Origin of the sequence: Paenibacillus sp. J5C2022 (assembly GCF_025567625.1) — a bacterium.
Lineage (GTDB): Bacteria > Bacillota > Bacilli > Paenibacillales > Paenibacillaceae > Pristimantibacillus.
Window position 1 is genome coordinate 34,279 of the sequence record NZ_JAOQJC010000013.1, and the last position, 16,203, is coordinate 50,481.

Here is a 16,203-nt window from a genome sequence, read left to right on the forward strand (position 1 = left end):
AGCTTGAACAAATGTTCATAGCTGAAATACTGTTCGTGTGATCATTATATACTGTCTAGCAAGCGTTTGCAAGAACATTTTTTCAGGCGCGAGAAATTGTTCAGTCGGCACTGTTCTCACAATGGCGCTCCTAACCGAATAACCACTGCAGATCACGAATATGTTTATAAAAACTGTTCACGAGACAGGAGGAATAATGATTGACCAATGCATTTGTTTCCCGCTCGCTGGATGAAGTCCGCTTTTGGTCTCGCATAATGAAAGAACACTCTCTTTTCCTTAAATTGGGGTTCAGATGCGAAGACACTCAATTAATCCAAGAAGCCAATCAGTTTTATGGCATCTTCGAGGAGATTGAGGGTAAGTCACATGCATTCAATATCGAATCCGATCCTGAACAGATCAGACGATTTAATGTAGAAGTCCATACGGCAACTTCGCATATTTGGGCTTTCAAACGCAAAATACTAGGACTCGTCCTAACATGCCAAATGCCGGGTGCCAACAACTTCCCGCTATTGATTGATCATACTAGCAGAGAAGCCAACTACTTCAGAAACAGATTGGAAGAGCTGAACAATGGCAAGCTGATCCCTCTTCCTGATGCCATTATTAATGAAAATGTCTTCTTCTTGCGCATTATGGCCGATCATGCCAAATTCATCGGTCACCTGTTAGACCCCTCTGAAAGGCAGCTGGTCGAGCAAGCCAGAGATTTCAGCCACGATTTTGATCAGTTGCTGTTCCAGGCAAGGGATCTTGATTCTATGCGCCCCCAATCGCAGACAAAGCCGCTTATGGATCAATTTTTGGATCAAAACCGTGTATCCGTTACATCGCTCCGCGATTTTAAAAAGGCTGCGAAGGATTTAATAGAGGCTTGTCGCATTAAAAGTCTCATTCCGCCCCTGCTTGCGGATCATGTATTCCGTGAAGCTGAGAGGTTCCTTGAAATTATTGATTTGTTCGAGGCGAGTCTATCTGGCGTACAATCCGGATAACCCGGCGGATAAGCTCAATGCATGAAAAAGCTGTCGGAACCAAGGTTCTGACAGCTTTTCATCTATTTCACACTATTCATCGCCCGTTCGTGTGCCGTCTGATGCATATCAACCAGCTTGCCCACTCCGAGATCCTCCATGCTCTTCACATAGCTGTCCCAGCGATCGAAGCTTTGCTCGCCCAATATGAAGTTGGCGACATTCTGCTCCGTCTGCTTGGTGACCGTATCATTCAAGGTTGAGCTTTCATCGATCTCATCGGCCGTCAGAGCAGGCAATGGCTGGATCGGGCTATCATACTGTCTCGCCTCGTCATACGCCGCCCTAAGCTCGTCTGACGCCAGCGACAGATGCGCATCGTAGTCGAACCAAGCGTATGTGCCATTCGTCGAGATGCCGGTCTGCTTGCGGAATTCCGATACATCCTTATATTGATCCACAATCTTCTTCTGTCCATTCTCGACGGTGTACGTCACGCCTTCCTTGCCCCAGCTGGCCAGGTCCCGTCCTTCCTCGGAGAAGAAGAAGTCCATATAGGCCATAATATGTTCGATCTGATCGGACGTCGAAGCGACGGCCAATGCTGCTTGAAGAGCCGATGCGTGGGGATTAAGCTGCCCGCCTCCAGGCCCGGCAGGCGGCGCCATATGCTTCATGTTGAAGGAAGCATTCTGCTCGCGCAGCGGCACATTGAAGAAGTCGAGACGTCCAATGTAGTCCACCGTTATGAACGACTTGTCGGTCGAGATCAAATCCTGCCACGCCTTCGTATCCAGCGTCAGGAAATCGGGAGGAATAAGTCCTTCTTCATAGAACTTGTTCAGATAAGTCAGCATCGTCTTGTATTGGTCTTCTGTCGGGCCGTAGCTCCACTCGCCGGCCTTGTCGTTATAGTAGACACCGTGACTTGTGTTGAAGCCTGCCCCGATATTGATAAGCCGACTGAAGCCGCCCCGGAAGACGAACGGATAGCTGTCGGGATACAGCCCTTTCAAATGCTTCAACGTCTCATACAGCTCGTCATAGCTGTTCGGAACCTGAAGGCCGTGCTCCTTGAATATGTCTTCCCGGTACATCCAAATCATCCGATTCGTCTCGCTGATTCCTTCATTGGGGAACATATACATCTTGCCGTCGGCGCTGAGCGCCGCTTGCGACGCTTCGGGATGCTCCTCCATCCACCTCTTCAAGTTCGGCATGACGTCGATATAGTCCAGTATGTTGGCGAAGGCGCCGTCGCTGCCATGCTTGTTGGCCGTCTCGTACGAATGCATGAACATCAGATCGGGCAGATTGCCGCTGGCGATCGTCAAGCTGAGCGCCTCATTCATCTTGCCCGCTGGCACTTCTACATCCAGCTTCACATTCGTCTTCTCTTCAATCAGATCCCATACGAGCCACTCCGGATCGTACGGCCAGCTGGCATGCGACTCCACCAGCATGGTGAACGTTCGCTTCTTCGGGCTCTTGGCCGGCGCCGGATCCGACGTTTGGGCCGGTTTATTTCCTTCTGGCGCAGCTGTGCCGGAAGAGGGTTCATTGTTCATGTTAGAAGAAGAGCAAGCAGCTACTAGCGACAATGACAACAGAAGCGTTAAGAGCAAATAGCCTGTTTTTTTCACGGATCATCATTCTCCTTGTCTGTATGAGTTAGCCTTTCACCGAACCAATCATAACCCCTTTGACGAAATACTTCTGAATAAACGGATACACGAGCAAAATCGGCAGCGTCGATACAAGGATCGTCGTAAACTTTAATGATTCTTCAACAATGAGCTGATCACCTCCCACACTGGTTACATCACCGTTATTGATCTGGCCGGCAAGCACAATATTGCGCAGCACCACCTGCAGCGGGTACAGATCGGAATCTCTCAAGTACAGCAGCGCCTGATAGAAATTGTTCCAGATGCCGACCGCATAGAACAGTCCGATCGTCGCCAGAACGGCTTTCGACAGCGGCAATACAATCCGCAGGAAGATGCCGAATTCCGACAGACCGTCGATACGGCCGGATTCCTCCAGCTCTGTAGGGAAAGCCTGAAAAAACGTGCGCATAATGATCAGATTCCAAGTGCTGACCGCTCCGGGAAGCACCATCGCCCAAAAGCTGTCCATCAGGCCGACGCCCTTCACAACGAGAAAAGTAGGAATCATTCCGCCGCTGAAAAACATGGTAAATACGATCAGCATCATAAAGGCTTTGCTCCCCCACATCTCCCGCTTGGAGATGGCATAGCCTCCGAGCGAGGTGACAGCCAGCGCGACGCAAGTGCCCACGACTGTATACAGGATCGTATTGACGTAAGCGGTAGAGATGCGCGGATCGTTCAGCACCATCCTGTACATCTCCAGATTGAAGCCCTTCGGCCACAGCCATACCTCGCCCTTCATCACATAGATGTCTTTGCTAACCGATACCGCCAGCATATAGAGGAACGGATACAAGGTGACGATGACGAGCAGCAACAGGACGATCGTATTGACTGCCATGAACCAGGTTATGCGATTATTCATTGTTGATCCCCCCTACCATAAGCTCGTGCCGCCGATTCTGCGGCTTCCCCAGTTGGCGCCATAGATCAGAACGAGGCTGATCAATCCCGTGAACAGGTCGATTGCGGTCGCATAGCTGTAATTGCCGCTGATGATGCCCGTTCGATATACATAAGTGCCAATGACATCCGCTGTCTCATAGGTGGCGGGATTGTATAGCAGGAACACCTTCTCAAATCCGATCTCCAGCACTCGCCCGATGTTCAAAATCAGCAAAATGACGATGGTCGGAGCGATGCCGGGCAGCGTCACGTATAATGTCTGCTTCCATCGGCTGGCTCCGTCGATTCGAGCCGCTTCATACAGCTGGGGATCAATCGCCGTAAGCGCTGCCAAGTAGATGATCGTCTCCCACCCCACATGCTGCCAAATGTCGGATACGACGTAGATGCCGCGGAAATAGCCGGGGTCCATCAAAAAATTGATCGGTTCAAAACCTAACGACTGTATCGCTTTGTTCACAATTCCCGACGAAGGGGACAGAAACATGACGACCATTCCCGCCGCAACAACGTTGGACAGAAAATGAGGCAAGTAGCTGACGGTCTGCACGAACCGCTTCCATATGCCGCTGGTCACTTCATTAAGCAGCAGCGCCAATAGGATGGGTGCCGGAAATCCAAAAACAAGATTGTAGAACCCTAGCAGGAACGTGTTGCGCAATAGGACGAGAAAATCAGGGCTGTTAAAAAATAGCAGGTAATACTTGAAACCCGCCCAATCGCTAGCCCATATCCCCTTGAACAGACTGTAATCCTTAAAGGAGATGACGATCCCGAACATGGGCAAGTATTTAAAGATCACGTAATAAAGTAGACACGGCAAAAACATGATCAATAAATACTTGCTCCTTGCAAAACTGAGCGTACGGCCACTCCTTCCTGCTTTCATGCCGCTTGCACGCGATTGCGGAATTGCTTCGGATGTTGACATGAGCAAAGCTCCTTACGTTTGTTATTGGCTGGCGATGCCCTCATTGTAGAGGGACCGAACGCCGAAATCCATTGTCGGTATTTCATTTTTATCCCGTTATAACGGCATTTCCCGTAATATGATGATAGATATGAAAAAGTGACACAGCACCCACTAGCTTCCATACTTTACAAAGAACGATCGTTTCATTAATCTAAAATGAGCCGCTAATGCACGATAGGGCGTAAGACATCACGAGGGAAGGATGGATCGGCATGCTAAAGAAAGCGTTGCAGCTTGCGCGCGGTAAAACGAACTCCATTTTGCTTCGATTAACGTTCAGCTTCCTGGCCATCATTATCATGCTGGTGTCGTTCAACTTCTTCTCCATCGCCTTCTCCAGACAGAGCGCCAAAGAAGATGTGATGCAGTATAACATGACGAATCTGAACCATACGACCGACAACTACGAGAAGCATTTCGAGCTGATCAAGAGCTTGCTGGTCCGGTTCTATTTCAGCGACAATGTGCGCACGCTAGCCAACAATCAAGCAGATCGAAATTACACCACTGTGTACAAGACATACCGCGACATCGGCACGCTTCTGTCCAACCCGCTTCTTTATGTGGACAATCTTATTCTGCATTTCCAGCTTGACGGATTTGTCCTGGACAAAAACACAAGCATGAAAGCAGATTCATATTTTTCTAAGCTTTATGGAAGCAAGCGCTACCCCGTCACCTTCTGGAGCGACCAGTTCCAAGAACCCTTCAGCTACAAGCTGCTGCCCGAGGACGCATTCACCGAGCAGGATTTATACGGCAATCGGTCGCTCGTTGGCCAATATATGCCGCTGCTGATCAAAATTCATTTCCAGAACAGCTTTTATATGATCGCCTTAATCGATGGAAAGGAGCTTTTCAATCAATTTCACAACTCCATTAACGATCACTTCTACATATTGAACCCTGATGGAGAAGTCATCTTCTACTCTGGTGACGGAAGTCCAGCCGATCTCCCTGTACTGGAGTCCGGAGAATCCGTTACGCCATACAACGGCAGCTACTACTTTCATAAGAAGGGGGCCGCAACGGGATACACCTATGTCAACGTCGTACCTGATGAGAGCATTGCTGCGAACAAGCGGCTTAATCTGACACTTGTCACGCTACTCATCGTATCGGTTATCATCAGCGTGGCCGTCTCGATCCTGCTCAGCCTCCGGCTGAATCATCCTATCAAGCGCATGCTGCAGCTGCATGCGACGATCCGCGAGGATCTGGCCAAGAAGAACGCGATGCTGCAGGATTACGCCTATATGACCCGATTGAAGAAAATAAAAAATCGGCTGCCGGACATTAAGGAGCTGGTGCTCGCCAAAAAATCGTACCGCTTCATTCTGTTCGAGCTGACGATGAAAACGCCGGCCTACGACCACCCGGAAGCGGAGCAGCGCTGGGCGTTGTCCGTCAAGGAATTCATTCATCATGCCATGTCGCAGCATTACAAGGATTCCATGACGCTGCAGATGGAGCATAATCAAGTACTGACCATCCTCTCTGCTGAGCCTGCCGAACTTGAGCATGCACTAGCCGTACTGGAGGAGATGCGGCCCATATTCGATATCGACAAGGAGCATGGCTTCCTTGCCATCTCCGTCAGCTCGATCTATCACGACGCCCTGGAGCTGCATGCCGCATATGAAGAGGCGCTTCAATTGAACCAGCGAAGGCTGCTGCTGGATGAGACACAGATTATCCTGCCCCGTTCCATCGGCAAAGATGATCCTTACCCCGTATGGCCGCTGCAGGAGAGCGAATTCGACGTTCATTTGAAGGCGGGCAACCTGAAGGAACTGGAGCAGCAAGTGTCACGCGTTCTTCACGGCATGTACAGACGCAAGGACTCCGTGGGAAGGATATATACGTTCGCAGAAATGCTGGTCAACCGGGTCGTCCATACGCTGTACGGACTCCGGCTGGACATTGCAACGCTGGGCCATCCCATGGCGGACATTCGTCAATGCTATAGCGTTAGGGAGCTGGAATCCTTCCTTGCGGACTGGCTCTCCCAAGCTGTTTCGATCATTCGGGAGGGACAGGACAAGCGGGATCATATCGCCGATTTTGTGCTGGAATATGTCAGAGAACATTATGCGGAGGATATTACGCTGGAGCATGTAGCGGAGAAGCTGCACATATCGGGCGGTTATCTGTCTACTTACTTCAAGGACAAGACGGGCAAGAACTTCATCGACTATGTCCACGAGGTTCGCATCGACAAGGCGAAGGAGGTGCTCTCAGGCAGTGTTATGAAGATTCAGGACATCGCGAAGGAGGCGGGCTATCACAATATGAACAGCTTTCACCGCATGTTCAAGAAATTCACAGGCTGCACGCCAAGCGAATATCGCAAGCAATCGATGAGACAAGCCGAATAAAGGTACAAAAAACATCCCTCAGAATGCCAGAAGCCTCTGAGGGATGGTAGGTAGTTGATCGATATATCAGCCTCAAGCCGTTGTCACGCTCGGGCTTAGCTGACCCGCCAGATCAAGCGCCTGTCGCATGTCTTCATGCTGACTGGACCAATGCCAGCTTCCGTAGCGGCCAATGCTGTATATGTCATGCTGCCGCAAATAATCGCATATCTTCGATGTCGCATTTACGTTAGGCAGGCAATAATTGTGTTCCAAATAGATCGGCATCATTACGAGAATATCGGACCGGCACCGAATGAAGCCCAGCTCGATCAATTCATCCACAATGGTCGGAATCAGCTCGAGCGCTTCCTTCTCGCAAGTGAAATGAAGCGGAGAGCATTCCACGTACATCGATGCGCAGCCCTCCGGTGCCAATTGCCGCTGAACGTGACTGTAGAAGCCGACGCGATAAAATCGCTTGGTTATATCAGGGACATATACCCAATCCGTATTTTGATATGGCGTCATCCCGTTTTCCTTTATGCCCAAATTCAAAATAAAACCTTGGCTGGAGCGAAGTTCGCGCGATAACGCGAGTATCCCTGGATCGACATCGACAATGCGTTGCACCAACTGGGGCAAAGGCATCGTGGAGACTAGCTTGTCCCAATGCACGAACTTCCCGTTGGCGATTAACGTCTTGCCGCCGGCATCAATAGCGGTTACAGGAGTATTCATCGCGACGGGAAGCCCCTTGGACAAATGCCTGGGAATACCTGCGGCACCCGCATCGAATGCCGGATAATAAAATTCCCGATTATAGCCCGATGAACGATTCAGCCGCACATTCCTCACTGTATCAAAGTACCCGATCTCAATTCGGGATAAATCCATCTCACCATACATCTTCCGATTATAATCGCGAAAGAAAGACTGATATAAGGTGTTGCCGTAGGAGGCCATCAGAAATTCCTCATAGTTCGACGGCTTGCTTCCCGCAGCGGTGGACTGTTGAAGCTCCTGAGCCACAGCCTTCACAAAAGCCGGATCGGGCGATTCGTCAAAGCTTGCTTGAATCGGAAAGTCATAGAGCCGCCCGTTCAGCAGGACATGCGCTTGTCGTTCATGTCTGATGAGCGGCAAGCCGTGCAGCAGATGCATGATCTCCGGACTGCTCTCAAGATGAAACCAATGGCCCCCAGTATCAAATATGAACGATCCGTTGCTCGAATTAACGGCATAGGAACCTGCTTTCCCGCCGATAACGGACGACGCCTCCATGACGATTGCATCTCCATGAGCCTTCGCAAATGCGAGGCCAGTCACTCCTGCCCCAATCACATGTGTGCGCATCCTATCCACCTCCTCCAAGCCCTATTCCGTTGACGATTGCCGCATTGACGCGGTCGACGTGAAATTCCTTCACAGCGAGCTGACGGCTCGCCGAACCCATCATGCCGGCCAGCTTACTGTCCAGCAAGAACAGCTCCATGGCGTGAGCCAGCGCTTCAGCATCTCTTGGAGGAACGAGTATCCCGTTCTTCCCCTCCCGCACAGTCTCTCTGCAGCCTGGCATATTCGTTGTAACAATGGGCAGTCCGCAAGCCATCGCCTCCAGGATCGACTTGGGAATCCCCTCCCGATAATAGGATGGCAGCACGAACACAGTAGCTTGATGGAGATACGGCCGAACATCGGACGCGACGCCCAAGTAATCGATGACCCCTTCTTTCGTCCAACTCTGAATTTGCCCCTCCCTGATGGCGGAAGGATTCCGGTCGAAGGGGCCCAGCAATTGAAAAGCCGCCCATGGGTACTTCCGTTTAAGCAGCCTGGCCGCATCCGCATATTCCTGAACGCCTTTCTCCTTCAGCATCCGGGCAACGAGGAGGAATTTCATCTGTTCCTGCCTTCTCGCAGCCGGCGGCTGGAATTGCGTCACATTGACGCCTACCCCATTCACTAGACGCGATTTTTGCTTGGACGGAACGTATCGTTTTGCGAACAGAGCGGCATCATCCCTGTTTTCGAAAAAAATGCCGGTGCACTGCTTCACGGCGACGCCGTACAACTTGCTGATGATGGGATAAAGCAGCCTTTGCTTTATCGTGCGCACAGAGTATAAATAGCCAAGCCCCGTTATAAACAAGTAAGTTTCGGACACGCCTGTCAGCTTGGCAGCTATCGAACCGTATAAATTCGGCTTTAAGGAATAACAGCATAAAATGTCCGGCTTCTCTCTTTTCAGCAATCTCGCAAGCTTGTACATACAATGGATGTCGTAGAATGGGTTCGTGCCTGTATTGGCGATTGGCGTCATCATATAGTTGACACCGTATATGCGCTCACCGCACTTGTCGTCCGGCGCAACCGCTATCACCTCATGGCCCAGTTCCGTTAACCTATGCAGCAAATCGCCTTGAAAATTTTTGAAATAGCTGGCATATGGGACAAGCAGCATAACTTTGGCCAACTCCCGTCACTCCTTTACACCTTCATTCCGTCTTCATATCAATCCGTCCCAGCTTATACGCCGTGGTCATCAATAGGAGTAATGCCAACCCGATGCAATAAGGAGCGGCAGCAGTGTAATATAATGCGATCATAGCAAGAACATCCAACGTCGCCGCAAATAGTGCAGTAAGGGCAACCGTCATAGGAATGGAGAAGCCTTGCTTGACCATTCGCTGCGCGAAGTGATCCTTGCTTCCTTGGAACGGTGAACGCTTCGCCTTCAATCGGAGAATAGAAATGAATAGTGTCTCTCCTAGAGGTATGGCAAATATAAGTGCCGGAACGAATATGTGATGTCCGCCAAGGCTTATCGGCTCATGGCTTGCCCAGTTCAGTGCAGCGGCAGCAAGCAAATATCCAATCAGTTGGCTGCCGGCATCGCCAAGGAAGATCCGCGCCGGATGAAAGTTATAGAGGAGAAAGCCCCCGCACGCTCCCAATAACGAAAGCATGATGGCGCCGAACCATGCATCCCCCTGCACATCGAACAGGATGCTTAGAAATAGCGCAGCGATTGCAGCCACAGTGGCGGAGAGGCCATCCATAATGTCAATCAGATTAAAGGCGTTAATGATCGCAATCATCCACAGACATGACAACAAACCGTCCCATAGAGCTGAATCCAATAGTCCCGCCCGCATGCCGCTTGTCCATATGGGAACAACCGCTGCGCATTGGAACAACAGCTTGCCAAGCGGTCTCAGCTCGTATCGGTCGTCTATAACGCCGCCAAGCAACACAATAGCAGCGCCAAGCATAAGCGATGCATGCTCTCGTACCATAAGCAATTCGCCATGCAGAATCAGTAAGGGCAGACATAACGAAATAAATACGGCAACGCCGCCTAAATAAGGAATCGGCTTGCGATGCGTTTTCAAACCGCGATTGGGACGGTCGACCATCTGGAGCTTCATTGCAAGAGGAATAGCTAACGGGGTGAACAAGATGGAAGCTGCGAAGGCAACAATTAGCGGGGTCAAGGGATCACTCCTCTATACAGGAAGAGTTGGACAGATCACGGCCAAAACTAAAAATCGGCAAATAAAGTCAAACTGTTCTTTATAAAGAATACCATAACCTGCATTTGGAAGGAAGAGGGAATGTCCATTCTGTACGTTGCAGCTATTTTTCCACTGCGCTGTTCATTTGCTCCACGTACGATCATCATCAATGCACGGTAAAAGTGATGTAAAAGGCGATGCAGCCTATCACTCTGACTAGTGATAGGCTGCATCGTTCGATCTTCTATCGCTCTTAGGGGTGCCCTGGAGCTTATTGCGGCTCAAATCCCCCGTTTACTGCTGTTACGGTCGCTACGTAGCCTATTTCACGCAATGACACCCGATATCGCACTTTCCAGGCTCCATAAGCTCCATCGCGACCGTTAGCCTGCAAATCCGACCATTATGAGCCGATTAAGCTCTGTGGCAACCGCTACATTCGACGCCTGTACTACGCATTCTCTCTCAATTCCGCCACAACATCAATCTCCACGAGCAAATCATAGTTGAGATCGCAGTATATCGTTGTTCGTGCCGGATACGGCTCCTTGAAAAAGCGGATATATATTTCATTGAACGTTTCGAAAAACTCCCGTTTTGTCAAATATACACTCACTTTCTTCACATCACTGAAATCCAGACCCTCTCCCTTTAAAATCGATTGGATATTGCGCATCGTCTGGACAGTCTGTTCTTCAAGCGTGGGTCCGACGACAGCTCCCGACACCGGATCCAATCCGACTTGCCCGGAAACGTATACGGCGGAGCCGAGCCGGGAGGACAAGGAGAATGGCAGACTTGTTTTATTCGTCATTGAACGATTCCTCCTTCGAATCCATATGTGTTGCCATCGCAATCAACCACTGCGCAACAGCTTCGGAGATCACGCGGACATACTGCTCACCGCTCTCTCTCGCAGCCATTATGGATGCATCCGTAACGCCGTCATAACCTGTCAGCAGCCCTCTTCGTCCAATAGAGACGTTAGCCATGCCTTGCGATGGGGATGTTAACGTTTTGTGGCCCGCAATCCGTTTCTCTTCTTTCACTTCATCCGGCGCTATTGCCATAATCATCGACGTCTCGAAGACGCCGGCATGGCCGGGCACAGGACCGCACTCCTCCGCACCAGCTCGTAGGAGAGCCTGCCGAGCGATGTTCCAGTAGGAGGCGGCGGCCGTCCACACCGGATATTGCAACGCGATATCGGCTGTCGCTTGCTGCATCTGCCATTCATTGCCGCCATGGCCGTTAAGGAATATAATCCGTTGAAATCCGCTCTCGTGCAAGCTTCGTCCAATATCCAGGAGCATCTGCAAATAGACTGCCGCCGAGAAGGAAATGGTGCCTCCGAACTCCAAATGATGCTCCGAGCATCCGATGCCGATGACCGGCGCCAGCAACAGCTTTGCGCGGTTGCCGACGATTCGGATTGCTTCTGCACATATACGTTCGCAAATCAACGTATCCGTTCGAACGGGAAGATGCGGGCCGTGTTGTTCGGTAGCCGCCAATGGAACAACGACCGCATAACCATCTTGCGCGAATGCTTTCAGTCGATCTCTTGTATGAACGCCAAATCGAAAGTCCTCCATCCTTACGTCCTCTTCTCCTCGTCAGGTATCAGCTCCATGATCTTCGACAATAGATAGGCAACCTCTGCGCGCGACGCTCCTTGCTTCGGCTTGAAGGTGCCGTCGGGATAACCGGACACAATGTCGAGCCTGTACAGCAAAGCAATGGCATCGTCAGCCCATGGGGACACGCTGTCGCTATCCTTGAAGCTGACCGGCGCCATGTCGGAGACATCGGCGTACTTCTCCAACTTGAACGCGCGCACGACTAGTACAGCCAGTTGCTCGCGGGTCAGCATCTCATCCGGATGAAATTGGTCCTCGGCAACGCCATGAATGATGTCATGCGCGGCTGCAGTTTCAATACTCTCCTTCGCCCAATGATGATTCACATCGGCAAATCGGCTCTCCTTCACCGGCGTTAGGTTGAGCGCTCTTACGAGTAAGGTTGCCATTTCAGCTCTCGTCATCCGCTTCTCCGGTTTGACGGTCCCGTCGGGAAACCCCTTCATCCAGCCGGCTTTAATCAGCTTGACAATATGCTGGTCCGCCCAGCCGCCGCAAGCATCCGATTGGCTGGCGCATATGGCATGATTATCGCGAGAACTCTCGGATTCGGTATCGGTGTCGGACCCTAATTCGTTATCGGTGTCCTCTTCAGACGTCTCCGATGTCTCCGGTTGTTCCGGCTCCGTTGGCTGTTCCGGATTTGTCGGCTGCTCTGGCTCCGTCGGCTGCTCTGGCTCCGTCGGAGTGGTGATATCCGATATTTTCTCAAACTTCACCGCACTCGCTCTCAAATATCCGAAGCTGTTATCCTCAGGCGAAGTCATCCGGGATAACTTGACATATCCCGCTGTGCCTGCGTTGAAGGTATACTCTCCGAGATCTACCCAGCCTGCCTCTCCGGTCGTCTGATCGACTGCCGATTCGGTTGTACCGCCAGCGCTCACAACTTCAATCTTCGCATTGGGATCGCTGCTTGGATGCACCAGCTTATACAAGTAGACACGGTAAACTCCCGACTGCAATTCCGGGCGGAACGTAACACTCGCGTCCAATGAAACCGAGTAACGCGTCAAGCTTTGCTCGTCATAGCCTAGAAGACCGCTCGTTGCCCATTCGCCTTCCTCCGTGTAGCCGGACTGGCCAATCGCCACAATAACCGACATTTCATTATCGTCTGGAACCGTGACAGACGGCACTTCAGGTTCTGGCAATCCAACCAGCAAGTCCTGATATGCCGGCTCAAGCCCCGCCTCGGAAGCAATCTCCGCAGGATACTCGGCTTCATCGGGTCTCACGCCAAAATAATTGTTCGAAAAGGCATTGTTAGGATCCAAATTGGGATCGCTGCCTTGATGAAGCAGATACGGGCTAATGATGCCAAGCGGCACGCTGTAGGTCGTATTTTCGGTTACCGTCAATTGTTCGGATCCGGTATCCAAATAGATTCCGCCGTAGAGGTTGTGATTATCGTGAACGAGATTGCGGGCGATGGTCGTTCCAGGCTGTTTGCCGAGTAGATACACCGCACCTCCGTCGTTCAACCCGTACATGCCATGATGGATATGGTTCCCTTCAACTCTGTTGTTTTTTAATATTCCAGACTCCTGATGAGCCCCCCAACCCCAACCAAGAGAGATTCCGCTGTAAGGAAAGTCGTACATCTCATTGTGGAGAATTCCGGTATGATCAACGTAAAGGGCGAAGACGCCGACACTATTCCAATATTCCGTACCAATATCGTAAATGACGTTATTTTCTACTTTATTCCCACTATTCACTTGTCTTGGATCTTCTGGATATGCATCTTTCATATCGCCTATAATGATTCCTGAAGCAGAGATATCCGTGAAAATGTTGCCGATAATCTGAATGTCGCTAGCGCCATTCTCGAGCACAAGCCCTGCGGCCCCCATATGCTCCCACCGATTGCGTTCAAATGTAATGTTCTCCCCAGCGTGAACAACAACATTGCCGATCACTTTTTCTCCCTGGTGGCTGCCGCCGGTCTGATTGACTCCACTGGCAATAATATCTGCCTGGATCGTTGAAAGTCCTTGTTCGCTCGGTCGCATCCAACTGCCATGCCGGAATGTCAATCCGTAGAAGGCAAGGTGATGAACAGGCTGATCAAGCGTCCCGCGAAATTCCAGCAACGTTTCGAGCTGCGGCGCTATCGCCTCCGCGGCTGACATATCTTCATCCGGCAGAGGATAATAATACACTTCTCCGCTGGACTCATCCAGATACCATTCGCCCGGCGTATCCAGAAGCTCGTATGCATTCTCGATGTAGAAATTCGATTCGTCAGGACTGAATGTAAGAAAACCGGAAGTTCTGGCCCAATCAAAGTAAGGCTGTTTGAAAATCACATTCCATTCGCCTTGCTGTGATCCAGCGGAAATCGTATCCACGATCAAGCGATGATGCCGCCAGGATTTGTTCCAGACAAACTCAATGGAATCCGCGTTCCCCCACTGCCCGATAACAGAATCGTCTATTATGAATCCGTTCCCCTCGTCATTCATGCGAATCGCGTCATAGGCCTCCGCAGATGCGGCGCGCTGGGCCCGTTCGCCGTTCACATAGAGCTGCCGGAATGACATGTCGCCCGCATCCGCCTTCCATAGCGGTCCGGCGCCCGCCTGCTGCCATCCTGTCAATTGCACGCCGCCGGAAATGACAGGTGCCGCTCCTGCTTCCGCCCTATACGTCACATCGAATCCATTCGATCCCGAGTCGGGCGTTCCAAAGTGCAATGTCTCACTGATGGGATAAGTCCCGTCCGCTATATACACGGTCACATCGCCCTGCATATTCCCGTTCAAATTCCGCACTTCTTGCCGGGCGCGGTCGATCGTGGCGAATGGAGCCGCTAATGTGCCCGGATTCGCATCATCACCGCTCGGCGAGACGTGCAGCTCATTCACGGTATTGCTTGCCGGAGCAGTGGTGAAATGGAAGATGACCTCCGGCAGCGGATTGCCGGCTCTATCCGTCAAGCCTGCCTTCATGGTCAGCTTGTATGCGGAATTATAATTCAGATGAGCTGAAGGTTGAAGCCGATACGACATATGGTCGCTGCCGACCGATCCTTCATAAGGAACGGCATTGCCGGTAGATGTCTCCTGCAGCATCATGTTGCCGCTAGTCAATGTCTCCACATTCATCGGTTCGTTGAACGACACAATCAACGGCGAGCTGACTGTCTCCAGTACATTCATTAACGGAACAGAGATCGAGACTGACGGCGGCGTTATATCCTGCTGCTCGGTATGAAGCATCCATTCCGTAACGCCTGTCAAGCCTGTCCCTGCCAGATCCTTCACTCCCGGACCGATGGTCAGCGTGTAGGCTGTATCATAAGACAAGGTAGTGTAAGGGTGCAGCATAACCTTCCTTCCCGAGTCTTTCACTTCGGCTGCAAGCTCGACCGCGCTCTCGTCGTCAACTCGCTTCAGCTCGAAATGCTGAGCGGTTAACGTACTTGTGTCCATATAAGTAGAGAAGCTCACTGTAAGGGGACCATTCACAGCCGCTTCATTCGGATCGACCGAATCATCAAGCATCGCGGTTGGCGCTGCTTCCACCCGCTCGAACTTGACTGCGTCCGCTCGCACCGCCGTTCCCGCACTTGCCAATGTATTGCGCACATATCCCGAGCTGCCGCTGGCAAAAAAATGTTCGCCAAGGGAAACCCAACCTGAAGGCTCGCTTGTATAGTCAAGGTTGAACGTCGTCGTACCGAATGCGTCCACCACATCAACTTTCGCCGCAGGGTCGCTATTCGCGTGAACCGGCTTGAAGATGCTTACCTGGTACGTTCCGGCATTCGCAAGTGTCGGTGTCCACTGCGCGTAGGCGTCCGGGCTTCCGGAATATCTCGTGCCGGAGTTGTTATAGCCGAGCAGAGAGCTGTCGGACCATGTGCCGAATTCCGTGTACCCGGGATCGCCGTTATCGATAATGATCGCTACCCCGTCATAGCCAGGCAATCCCGAATCTGCCCAATTGCCTGTTTCGGAATATTCCGTGTCTACGTAATCGATAATAATCGTCCCCGCTTTCGCAACGCCTTGCTCCGCATGGGCTTTCAGCGAGAAGGCCGTCTGCGCGATTAGCAGAATTGCGAGTACGATCGAGATGCTTGTCCTCATTTTCTTGTCCATGAAATCCCCTCCCATGAATTCGCTTTCACGGCTAATTATAAAGAGGA

The 16,203-nt window shown here is 51.2% G+C and carries 11 protein-coding genes; 2 read left to right on the forward strand and 9 right to left on the reverse strand.

The genetic code is table 11. The annotated features are described in order from the left end of the window. Positions 1-200: 200 nt before the first annotated feature. Positions 201-1,001, forward strand: coding sequence for a DUF2935 domain-containing protein (locus tag M6D81_RS12700; protein ID WP_262677274.1), 801 nt, complete (start codon positions 201-203; stop codon positions 999-1,001). A 62-nt stretch (positions 1,002-1,063) separates the two neighbouring features. Here the strand turns inward: M6D81_RS12700 and M6D81_RS12705 are convergent, their stop codons facing one another. From M6D81_RS12705 to M6D81_RS12715, 3 genes are read right to left on the reverse strand one after another with little or no spacing between them, the layout of a single operon-like run. After that, positions 1,064-2,623 carry an extracellular solute-binding protein gene (locus M6D81_RS12705; RefSeq protein ID WP_262677275.1) on the reverse strand — a complete coding sequence of 520 codons (1,560 nt, stop codon included), beginning with the start codon at positions 2,621-2,623 and terminating at the stop codon, positions 1,064-1,066. A 28-nt stretch (positions 2,624-2,651) separates the two neighbouring features. Further along, positions 2,652-3,518: a carbohydrate ABC transporter permease gene (locus M6D81_RS12710; RefSeq protein ID WP_262677276.1), complete on the reverse strand. Its 867-nt coding sequence runs from the start codon at positions 3,516-3,518 to the stop codon at positions 2,652-2,654. 12 nt (positions 3,519-3,530) lie between these two features. Then, a complete protein-coding gene (locus tag M6D81_RS12715) occupies positions 3,531-4,448 on the reverse strand; it encodes an ABC transporter permease (RefSeq protein ID WP_262677373.1) in 918 nt (305 codons plus the stop codon). A gap of 296 nt (positions 4,449-4,744) precedes the next feature. On the opposite strand from M6D81_RS12715, the gene M6D81_RS12720 reads away from it, so the two are divergent. Beyond that, entirely contained in the window at positions 4,745-6,910 is a 2,166-nt protein-coding gene (locus M6D81_RS12720; RefSeq protein ID WP_262677277.1) for a helix-turn-helix domain-containing protein, read from the forward strand. A 72-nt stretch (positions 6,911-6,982) separates the two neighbouring features. Here M6D81_RS12720 and M6D81_RS12725 read toward each other — a convergent pair whose 3' ends face one another. The 6 genes from M6D81_RS12725 to M6D81_RS12750 form a co-directional block, all read right to left on the reverse strand. Continuing rightward, a complete protein-coding gene (locus tag M6D81_RS12725; RefSeq protein ID WP_262677278.1) occupies positions 6,983-8,245 on the reverse strand; it encodes a protoporphyrinogen/coproporphyrinogen oxidase in 1,263 nt (420 codons plus the stop codon). A 1-nt stretch (position 8,246) separates the two neighbouring features. After that, positions 8,247-9,365: a glycosyltransferase family 4 protein gene (locus tag M6D81_RS12730; protein WP_262677279.1), complete on the reverse strand. Its 1,119-nt coding sequence runs from the start codon at positions 9,363-9,365 to the stop codon at positions 8,247-8,249. A gap of 22 nt (positions 9,366-9,387) precedes the next feature. After that, on the reverse strand, positions 9,388-10,386 hold the full coding sequence (locus M6D81_RS12735) for a glycosyltransferase family 4 protein (protein WP_262677280.1): 999 nt from the start codon (positions 10,384-10,386) through the stop codon (positions 9,388-9,390). Positions 10,387-10,858: 472 nt separating this feature from the next. After that, on the reverse strand, positions 10,859-11,221 hold the full coding sequence (locus M6D81_RS12740; protein ID WP_262677281.1) for a RidA family protein: 363 nt from the start codon (positions 11,219-11,221) through the stop codon (positions 10,859-10,861). Beyond that, a complete protein-coding gene (locus M6D81_RS12745) occupies positions 11,211-12,002 on the reverse strand; it encodes a creatininase family protein (RefSeq protein WP_262677282.1) in 792 nt (263 codons plus the stop codon). Before M6D81_RS12745 ends, M6D81_RS12740 begins: the two co-directional genes overlap by 11 nt. A gap of 2 nt (positions 12,003-12,004) precedes the next feature. Then, complete coding sequence (locus M6D81_RS12750) at positions 12,005-16,156, reverse strand: golvesin C-terminal-like domain-containing protein (RefSeq protein WP_262677283.1); 4,152 nt, start codon at positions 16,154-16,156, stop codon at positions 12,005-12,007. Positions 16,157-16,203: the final 47 nt, after the last annotated feature.